Consider the following 9360-nt stretch of genomic DNA (forward strand, 5'->3'; position numbering starts at 1 on the left):
GGGGGGGGGGGGGGTAAGGGAGGGCGGGGGGGGGAGGGGCTGCGTGTGGTGTGTGGGGGGGGGGGGCCGGGGCCGATGGGTGGGCACCCCCCCCCCGCCCCGGCCGCGGCCGGCCGGCGGTCCCGACGGCCGGCGTGGTCGGCCGGGCGGGCGGAACAGCCGGTCGGCGGGTTCAGCGGGTCAGCAGGTCTGGCGGACGTATCCGCTGGTGCCCAGCGGTACGACGTCCACGTCGCGGCGGACGACGCTGAGCTTCGTGCCGTAACCCGAGCACGCCTTCTGGAGGCCCTTGGCGGTGTACTCGATGACGATCACGTTGTTGCCGAAGCCGGAGGTGTAGTCGCCGCACTCGTTGTACGTGGCGCATTCCTCGGCGACGGCGAAGTCCAGGCCGTTGGCGACCCGGTCGCCGGACAGTTGCGGGGTGTTCTTCTGCGCGATCGCCATGTTCTTGGAGTGCGCGTGGGCGGAGAGGAGCTTGATGTACGACTCGGCCTCGGCCTTGGTCAGGTAGCCGGAGAAGCGGTCGTAGGTGTCGAAGTTGTCGGGTTCGACGCCCTGGAAGCCCTTGGCCGCGCACTGGTCGACCCAGCCGTTGACCTTGGCGGCGATCCGCTGCCGCTTGTCGGCGGTGCGGATGTCGAGGATCGCCTCGTTCCAGTCCTTGTCCTTGACGACGGCGCCCTTGGAGTCCCGCAGCAGCAGGTCGGCGTCCCACTGGCCCTCGGCGCCCTCCTGGGCCTGGAAGGCGTTGACGTAACAGATGTTGTAGACCCCGGCGGCGGCCGGAGCGGTGTAGTCGCGGCTGACCACGGAGACACCGGCGGGCGGGGTGTAGGGGCCCCCGATCTGGTAGTCGAATCCGGCGTGCGCCGGAGGCGGGGAGACGGACTGGGGCGCGGCCCCTGCGGAATCGGGAGCGAGTGAGGGGACAGCCACGACTGCGGCGACGGCCGCGAGGGCGGCCAGACTCCGACGGGACCGGACACGATTCATGCGCATCATCGAGCTCCTGATGATGGGGGGTACGTCCCCGCCTCGGACGCTGACAGCGATCCTGGCGACTTTGTCCGGGCTTGCGGCGCACGGCCGCCCACCGGCTAGGCGTACCTCTGACGTCGGTGCTCAACTCCGACGTTCGCCAGGAGTTAACCGCGCAGAATTCGTCATGTCAACCGCCCTCTTCTGCGCAAATCATGCTCACTTACGCATCGAAGTGCGCATTATGCTGCACGCATGCTGAGAACTGAGCGTCATGCGCGCATACTTGAGCATGTCTCCGCCAGGGGCGGCATCGACGTCCGCGAGCTGTCCCGGCTGCTCGACGTCTCCACGGCCACCGTCCGCCGCGACCTCCAGCACCTGAGCGAACTCCACCTGCTGCGCCGCACCCACGGCGGGGCGGCGGTCGGCCCGGTCGACCTGGAGGTCCCGCTCCAGCACCGCGCGGGCCGCAGCCGACCGGAGAAGCAGGCCATCGCGAGGGCGGCGGCGGCCCTGGTGCCGGACGGCGCGGTGGTCGGCATGAACGGCGGCAGTACGGTGACGGAGGTGGCCCGGCTGCTGGCCGCCCGCGGACCGCTCACCGTCGTCACCAACGCCGTGAACATCGCGGCCGAGTTGGTTCTGCACAAGCACGTGACGCTCGTCGTGATCGGCGGCAACGCCAGGAACGCCAGTTATGAGCTGGTGGGCCCGATCGCCGAGAAGACCCTGGCCAGCTACCACACCGACATCGCCTTCCTCGGCGTCGACGGCATCAGCGCGGCCCACGGCTGCACCACGCACGACCAGTTGGAGGGCGGCACCGACCGCGCCTTCGCCGACAACAGCGACCGTACGGTCGTGGTCGCCGACCACACGAAGATCGGCCGGGCCACGCTCGCCAAGATCTGCCCGCTCGCCGAGATCCACGACCTGGTGACCGACGGCGCGGCGCCGGACGCCGAGCTGGCCCGTATCGCGGGCGCGGGCGTACGGGTGACGGTCGGCTGAGCGCTTTCCCTCACCACGGTCGGCCGCGTGCTGTGCGGGGGCGCGCCGACCGCTGTGCACGGCGCCGGGGCGCGACGACCGTCGTTCACGGTGCCGGGAAGCGCCGACCGTCGTTCACGGCGCCGGGGCGCGCCTGACGCGCAGGGTCAGCACCTCCGACTCCTCACGCCAGTAGGCGATGTTGTGCCGGGTGATGACCGTGTCGCCGTGCTCGGGACCGAGCACTCGCTCCATGTCGACCAGCAGCTCCTCGAAGGCGCGCGCCGCGCCTGCCGCGTCCCCCGCCCGCCCCCGCAGCCGCGCGACATTGTGCCGGGTGGTGAGCGTGTGCGGATGGTCCGGGCCCAGCACGCGGAGCCGGTCCGCCAGCAGTTCCTCGAAGGCGCGCGCCGCGCCGCTGACGTCCCCGGCCCGGCCGCGCAGCCGCGCGATGTTGTGCCGGGTGGTGAGCGTGTCCGGATGGTCGGGGCCCAGCACCCGCGCCGCGTCGGCCAGCAGCTCCTCGAAGGCGCGCGCCGCGCCCTCGGCGTCCCCCGCGCGCCCCTGCCAGTAGGCCAGGTCGTGCCGGGTGGTCAGGGTGTCGGGGTGGTCCTGGCCCAGCACCCGCACCATGTCGACCAGCAACTCCCGTAGCCCCTCGGACGCTTCGGCCGTCTCCCCCGCGCGACCGCGCAGCCGGGCCATGTTGTGCCGCGTGCTGAGTGTGTCCGGATGGTCGGGGCCCAGCACCCGCAGCCGGTCCGCCAGCAGCTCCTCCAGCGCGGTGGCGGCGTCCTCCGCGTCCTGCGCGTACTCCGCCTCGCCGCTCCAGTAGGCGATGTTGCCGCGGGTGGTGAGCGTGTGCGGGTGGTCGGGGCCGAGCACCCGCAGCCGGTCCGCGAACAGTTCGCGGAAGGCGCTGATCGCGCCCTGCGCGTCGCCCGCCGCGCCCCGCCAGTACGCCAGGTCGTGCCGGGCGGCGAGGGTGTCGGGGTGGTCGGGGCCCAGGTGCTGGTGGGTGGTCCTGGCCAGCAGCCTGAAGTGCCCGGCCGCGGCGGCCACCTGGCCCGCGACGCCCAGGCTCTCGCCGACCCGGTAGAGCAGCGCGTGCGCGTGCGGGCGGTGCAGGGCGCTCTCCGCCTTGCCGGTCAGCGCCGTGGTGTTGGCGCGCAGCGCCTGCGCGAGGTCGGTGTCGCGCTCGACCTCGGGCCAGACCGCGGTCAGGGCGTCGGCCGCGGTACGGGCCAGCGCGTCGTGGTCCGCCTCGCCGAGCGTGTCCCGGACGGCCCGCTGGATGAGCTGGTGGACACGGACCGCCCGGTGCCCGGTCTTCGGGGTGTGGTCGATCAGATTGAGCCCGTGCAGATCGCGCAGGGCCCGTACGGTCTGCTGCTCGGTGATCCCGCGCGCCGGGCACTGCTCGGGGGCGGCCCGGCGCACGACGCGGGTGAGGTGGTCGCGGACCGGCCCGCTGGTGAGCACCGGCTGCGGGATGCCGTTCGGGTCGAGCAGCGCGGCCAGCTCCAGCAGGGACCTGGCCAGACCCCGGGGACCGCGGGCGTCGGCGCGGTCCACCGACAGCGACCAGACGGCGGCCACGCCCGCGGTCTGGTCGTCGGGCAGGGTCGGCGGCCTGAGGTCGGCCAGCCGGGCCCGGTTCGCCAGCAGCGCGCGGTAGTCGTGGCAGCCGATGTCGGCGTCGATGAGATACGCGGCGGCCTGGGACAGGGCCAGCGGCAGCCTGCCCAGGTCCTCGGCGAGCAGCGCGACCTCCTCGGGCGCCTCCACCCGGCCGCGCGCGGCGAGCGCCTCCGTCAGATAGCCGGTCGCCTCCCGCGGGGTGAACAGGCCGACGGTCACCATGCGGCGGCCCGCGCCGGTCAGGGCGGCGTCCCGGCTGCGGGTGGTGACGACCGTACGGCCGAGGGGGTGGTCGGGCGGCCACAGGCCGGTGAGGTCGGCGGGGTCCGTCACATTGTCGAGGACCAGCAGCCAGCGGCAGTGTCCGGCCGCCGCGCCGGGGCCGGGCTCCAGCCAGGCCAGGAACTCCTGCGCGGCGCGCGCCGGTTCGTCCCGCTCGATGTGCAGCACCCTCGCGGCGGCGTCGGCGTACGCGTCGATGACGGCCTGCCGCGTCGAGGCCGTGACCCACATCAGCAGGTCGACCTCGCCCGCCCGCCAGGCGTGGTGGGCGCGCCGGGCGGCGAGCTGCGTCTTGCCGACGCCGCCCATGCCGGTGAGCACCTGGCAGACCACGGCGGTGCCGGGGCCGGTCAGCGCGGTGTCCAGGGCGTGGATCACGTCCCGGTGCTGGAACCAGTCGGCCGACCGGGGCACCACGCCGACCCTGACCGGCCAGTTGACCGGCGAGCGCGGCACGACATGCCAGTGGTGGTGCTGGTGGATGTCGCCCGCGACGCCCGCCGCGACACCGCCGCCGGCCGCGGTGACAGCGGAAGGGGCAGGGGCCGGGACCGCCTGGGACCGGGCCTCGGCGTCGGTACGGGGCCGGGCCTCGGCCTCCGTGCGGCTCCGGCCCTCGGCGCGGACCCGCGACGGGGTGGCCGCGGGCAGCATCGGCAGCGTCGGGACGGTGTCCGAAGGCTCCGGCGCGCGCGGCGGCGCCACCGGCGCGGGTGCGTACGGCGGCGCGGGCGGTGCGTACGGCGGCGCGGACAAAGGGGCGGGGACGGCTCCGGGTGCGCTCAGCCCTGGGGCGGACCCGGCAGAGGAGGGTTTTCCATCCGTACGTCCCCCATCCGTACGTCCCCCATCCGTAACGACGCCGCGGACCCGTCCCGGGCTCGTACGTCGACGTCGCCGCCAACCGCGATCCCGTCACCGGTGGCCGCCGCCGTCCCGGCGGGCGGGCCGCCCGGCGGTCCGCCGCCGTAGGGACGGTCCCGCAGCCGGTCCACCGCCTGCCGGAGCGCCGTGGCCAGCGCCGCGTCCCGCTCGACGGCCTCGTCGAGCGCGTCGGTCAGGCGGCGCCTGGTCCGCTCGGTGACCGCGCCGTCAGGGGCGGCGCACTCCTCGGTGGCCAACCGCAGCGCGGGGTCCTCGCCGAGCAGCACGCGGACCAGCGAGTACAGCCGGTCGAGTTCGCCGACCTGGACCTCGTCCAGGTCGTGCCGCCGCTGCTCGGCACCGCTCGCTCGCCACGTGAGCCACACGCAGACATGGCCGACCGCGGCCTCGACACCCGTCACCCCGTACCCCCATGCGCTCACTCGTCTCCACCGACGGTAGCCAGCCGCGCGCGGCCCGGCATCCGATCTCGGCAAGCCGTCGCGAATTGGCACCGCGGGCACACGATTCCACAGACGACCCACGGTGCACACGCGCCAACTCCGGCCCCGGCCGGGGCACCTCGGCTCCTCAGGCGCCCCCGTGGTGCAGCGCGTCCAGGGCGGCCAGTTCGTCGGCGGTGAACCGCAGCGCGCCCGCGGCCACGTTCTCCACCAGGTGGTCGGGGTTGCCGGTGCCGGGGATGGCCAGGACGTGCGCGCCGCGCTGGAGCGTCCAGGCGGTCCTGATCTGGGCGGCGGTCACGCCGTGGGCGCGGGCCGCGGCCAGCACCTGCTCGCTCTCCGCTGCGCCCGCCCCCGACTCGCGGCCCGCGCCCGCGATGGCGAAGAACGGCACGAAGGCGACGCCCTGTTCACCGCACAGGTCCAGGAAGTCGTCGTCCTCGCCGGGCAGTCCGAGCGCGTACTTGTTCTGTACGCACACCACCGGCGCGATGGCGCGGGCCTCGGCGAGGTGGCGCGGCCCGACGTTGGAGATCCCGAGGTGGCGGATCAGCCCGCGCTCGCGCAGTTCGGCGAGCGCGCCGAAGTGCTCGGCGATGGAGTCCGCGCCCTGATTGCGGTAGTTGACCACGTCGAGGTGGTCCCGGCCGAGCTGCCGCAGATTCTCCTCGACCTGTCCGCGCAACTGCGCGGGCGTCGCGGCGGGCAGCCAGGCGCCCGAAGGGTCGCGCCCCGGGCCGACCTTGGTGGTGATGACGAGGTCGTCGGGGTACGGCGCCAGCGCCCGGTTGATCAGCTCGTTGGCCGAGCGCAGGGCGGAGAAGTAGAAGGCGGCGGTGTCGATGTGGTTCACACCGAGTTCGACCGCGCGCCGCAGCACGCCGATCGCGCGCTCGCGGTCGCTGGAGCCGCTGTCGGGCGCGAACGCCCTGCCGTCCTGCGGCAGCCGCATCGCCCCGAAGCCCATCCGGTTGACGGTCAGATCGCCGAGCGTCCACGTGCCCGCGGCGTCCGCGGTGATCGTCGTCCCAGAAGTCATCGGAGGATTGTCCCACGGCGGCCCACAGCCGCCCCCGAGGGACGTCGAGGTGACATTCAGGCCACATCCGGAGTCCAGCGGGAGTGTCGCGCGTCACCGTCGCGACCGGGACCGCGCGGGCCGCTCGGCCTTGTGCCCGCAGGTCATGCCGGGTCATAGTCGTTCTTGGCACCGCACCGAAACATTTCGGGACCGTCCGGCGGGGACTGGATCCGGCCGAAGCGGAATCGGCGCGGCGCCGCTGCGTGCCCGCCGTGTCCCCCTCCCCGGCCGCTGGGCTACAGGAGTGCAACAGTCGTTACGGGGAGGCTGACCCCAAAGCGGACCAAACGTTAACCTTGTCGCATCTTGCGGCCGTTTGAGACCGCTGGGGGAACAGCACAGAGCTCAGGGGGGCTCATGCGAAGAGCTGGGGCAATAACCGCTGCCTTCTCACTGGCGGCGGCTTCGATGATCGGATTCACCGCCGCGCAGTCCGCTTCCGCGCTCACCGCGCCGGTCGCGATGACCGCGGACGACCTGCCGACCTGGCAGACCAACGGCGTCGTGTGGGCGCTGGCCCAGGCGCACGGCGTGGTCTTCGCGGGCGGCACCTTCTCCACCGTCCGGCCGCCGGGCGCCGCCGCGGGCACCGGCGAGCAGCAGGCGCTCAACTTCCAGGCGTTCGACGCCGCCACGGGCGCGCCGACGTCCTGCAAGCTGTCCTTCACGGTCGGCTCTGGCACGGCGACGATTCGGGCGCTGGCCGTCTCACCGGACGAGTCGACGCTGTACGCGGGGGGCACCTTCGGTTCGGTGAACGGCGTTCCGTCGAGCAGCCTGGCGGCGATCGACATCGCCACCTGCACCGTGAGGACCACGTTCAAGGTGTCGGTCTCGGCGCAGGTCCGCAGCATCGTGGCGACGAACGACACGGTGTACATCGGCGGCAATTTCCTCACCGTCGCCGGGCAGCCCCGGCAGCGCTTCGCCGCGCTGACGACCACGGGCGCGCTCAAGCCGTTCACGGCCAACGCCGACAAGGCGGGCAAGGCCATGGTGCTCAGCCCGGACGGCACCAGGCTCGTCATCGGCGGCGACTTCAACACCGTCAACGGGGTCAATTCGCACGCGCTGGCCGTGGTCAACGCCACGACCGGCGCCATTGTGAAGACCTACCCGGGCTTCATCTCGGCGACCTCCACCGTGCAGGACCTCACGAGGGACGCCACCGGCTTCTTCACCGCCAACGAGGGCACGGGCGGCGGTGTCTTCGACGGCCGCATCGCGCTCAACTTCAGCGACCTCAACCAGCGCTGGCGCGACACCTGCCTGGGCGCGACCCAGGCCGTCACCGTCTACAAGGGCGTGCTGTACAGCGGCTCGCACGCGCACGACTGCTCCAGCATGCAGCAGTTCCCGCAGCTCAACAACGACCGGCAGCACCTGCTCGCGGAGTCCGTCGACAACCCGAGGCCGCTGCTGGGCTGGTTCCCCGACACCGACGACGGCCCGGCGGGCACCGAGAAGATCGGCCCGCGCGCCCTCACCACCGCCTCCAGCGGCGGCACGGACTACCTGTGGGTGGGCGGCGAGTTCACCCGGATCGCCAGCAACGGCAACCGGCTCCAGCAGGGCCTGGTCCGCTTCCCGAGCGGACCCGACACGCGCGCGCCGTCCGTACCGCTCCAGGTGACCGCGGCGAACGTGTCCGGCGGGGTACGGGTGAGCTGGCAGGCCAGCCTCGACCTCGACGACTCGACGCTGACGTACCGGATCTACCGCGACGGCACGCAGGTCGGCACGGTCACCGGTGACTCCAAGTTCTGGATCCGCCCGACGCTGACCTTCACCGACACCGCCGCCTCACCCGGCACCACGTACGCGTACCAGGTCACGGCGGGTGACGCGCCCGGCAACACCAGTGCCAAGTCGGCCGCGGCGGCCGTCACGACGCCGGGCGCGCCGACGTCCTCGACGGTGACGCTCAACGCGACGGCGGACAGTTACGTCAACGCGGGCGCGCCCTCGGCGAATTACGGGCCTGACCAGCAGCTCGCGGTGCGCGGCACGTCCGCTTACCACACGTATCTGCGGTTCGACCTGCCCGCCGCGCCCGGCGGCATGGTGCTCACGAGCGCGCGACTGACCCTGCGCACCAGCTCCGACGCCATCGCGAACTCGGTCGACACGCTCAATGTGCAGCGTGTGACGGGGAGCTGGACGGAGACCGGGGTGACCTGGAACACCCGTCCCACGCTCGACCCGACGGTGCTCGGCACGGTGCCCGCGCCGACCGCGCTCCAGACCGACTACACCGCGACGCTCACCGCGGCGGCGCTGACGCCAGGGCTCGGCGGTCCGTACGACCTCGCGGTGACGTCCACCGGCACGGACTCGGCCTGGTTCTGGTCGAAGGACGCGCCCGGCACGTCGGGACATCCGCAGCTCGTCCTGACCTTCGCGAAGCCGTGACCGCGACCAGAGGCCGGTTCGCCGCGGCCGTCGTCATCGTGACGACGGCCGCGGCCGTCCTGGCCGGATGCGGCGGCGGACACGCGGACGCGGCGCGGGACCGCGCCGCCCCCACCAGCGAGCGCCCGGCCTCCTCCGCGCCCGCCATCGGCCCCGACGGCACCGCGGAGCCGTCCGCCTCGGCCTCGACCGGTCCGGGCGGCGACGGCGGTGCGAACGGCGCCGACGCCAAGGAGTCGACCCTGCCCGAATCCCAGCTCACCCCGGCCACCGGCACGTTCACCGACCAGCAGAAGAGCTATCTGGTCGGAAAGGTGCCCAAGGGCATGGACCCGGCCGCCGTTCTCCAGACCGGCCAGGAGTCCTGCGACCGGATCGCCAACACCGCGGACGCGAGTCCGAAGCTGGCGAAGGAGGCCATCGCGGACGGCGAGATCGCGGACGCGAAGGACGCGATCACGTATCTCTGCCCGAAGTACAAGAGCCTGCTCCGGTAGCGGATCGACCGGCCCGGGCGGGGGGGGGGGGGGGGGGGGGCCGGGGGGGGGGGGGGGGGGGGGGGGGGGGGGGGGGGGGGGGGGGGGTGGCCGGGGGGAGCGGGGGAGGAAGAGGGTCACGCGGGGCGAGGGGAAAAGGAGAGCA

Annotated in this window: 7 protein-coding genes; 3 read left to right on the forward strand and 4 right to left on the reverse strand. The window is 73.4% G+C overall.

Features of this window, described 5'->3' with window-relative positions; all coding sequences use genetic code 11:
- Nucleotides 1-180: 180 nt before the first annotated feature.
- Nucleotides 181-1002 carry an endo alpha-1,4 polygalactosaminidase gene (locus ACZ4EF_RS33055; RefSeq protein ID WP_355346065.1) on the reverse strand — a complete coding sequence of 274 codons (822 nt, stop codon included), beginning with the start codon at nucleotides 1000-1002 and terminating at the stop codon, nucleotides 181-183.
- A 234-nt stretch (nucleotides 1003-1236) separates the two neighbouring features.
- On the opposite strand from ACZ4EF_RS33055, the gene ACZ4EF_RS33060 reads away from it, so the two are divergent.
- On the forward strand, nucleotides 1237-1995 hold the full coding sequence (locus ACZ4EF_RS33060) for a DeoR/GlpR family DNA-binding transcription regulator (protein WP_467507815.1): 759 nt from the start codon (nucleotides 1237-1239) through the stop codon (nucleotides 1993-1995).
- A gap of 114 nt (nucleotides 1996-2109) precedes the next feature.
- On the opposite strand, the gene ACZ4EF_RS33065 is transcribed toward ACZ4EF_RS33060, so the two are convergent.
- The 3 genes from ACZ4EF_RS33065 to ACZ4EF_RS33075 form a co-directional block, all read right to left on the reverse strand.
- The gene (locus tag ACZ4EF_RS33065; protein ID WP_467507817.1) at nucleotides 2110-4602 is read right to left on the reverse strand and encodes a tetratricopeptide repeat protein; all 2493 of its coding nucleotides are present in this window, start codon (nucleotides 4600-4602) and stop codon (nucleotides 2110-2112) included.
- Between the two features lie 77 nt (nucleotides 4603-4679).
- Nucleotides 4680-5204 (reverse strand): hypothetical protein, encoded by a 525-nt coding sequence (locus tag ACZ4EF_RS33070; protein ID WP_401722483.1) that lies wholly within the window; start codon nucleotides 5202-5204, stop codon nucleotides 4680-4682.
- 148 nt (nucleotides 5205-5352) lie between these two features.
- Nucleotides 5353-6264: an aldo/keto reductase gene (locus ACZ4EF_RS33075; protein ID WP_391162122.1), complete on the reverse strand. Its 912-nt coding sequence runs from the start codon at nucleotides 6262-6264 to the stop codon at nucleotides 5353-5355.
- Between the two features lie 450 nt (nucleotides 6265-6714).
- On the opposite strand from ACZ4EF_RS33075, the gene ACZ4EF_RS33080 reads away from it, so the two are divergent.
- On the forward strand, nucleotides 6715-8718 hold the full coding sequence (locus ACZ4EF_RS33080; RefSeq protein ID WP_467347252.1) for a CBM96 family carbohydrate-binding protein: 2004 nt from the start codon (nucleotides 6715-6717) through the stop codon (nucleotides 8716-8718).
- Nucleotides 8715-9215: a hypothetical protein gene (locus tag ACZ4EF_RS33085; RefSeq protein ID WP_391045518.1), complete on the forward strand. Its 501-nt coding sequence runs from the start codon at nucleotides 8715-8717 to the stop codon at nucleotides 9213-9215. The genes ACZ4EF_RS33080 and ACZ4EF_RS33085 overlap by 4 nt, the downstream gene beginning before the upstream one ends.
- The last annotated feature ends 145 nt before the right edge of the window (nucleotides 9216-9360 follow it).

The sequence above is a fragment of the Streptomyces sp. NPDC025721 genome (genome assembly GCF_055558595.1).

Coding starts and splice junctions, on each gene's coding strand:
- ACZ4EF_RS33055 (WP_355346065.1), bottom strand. CDS start 1,002: ATGCGCATGAATCGTGTCCGGTCCCGTCGGAGTCTGGCCGCCCTCGCG.
- ACZ4EF_RS33060 (WP_467507815.1), top strand. CDS start 1,237: ATGCTGAGAACTGAGCGTCATGCGCGCATACTTGAGCATGTCTCCGCC.
- ACZ4EF_RS33075 (WP_391162122.1), bottom strand. CDS start 6,264: ATGACTTCTGGGACGACGATCACCGCGGACGCCGCGGGCACGTGGACG.
- ACZ4EF_RS33080 (WP_467347252.1), top strand. CDS start 6,715: ATGATCGGATTCACCGCCGCGCAGTCCGCTTCCGCGCTCACCGCGCCG.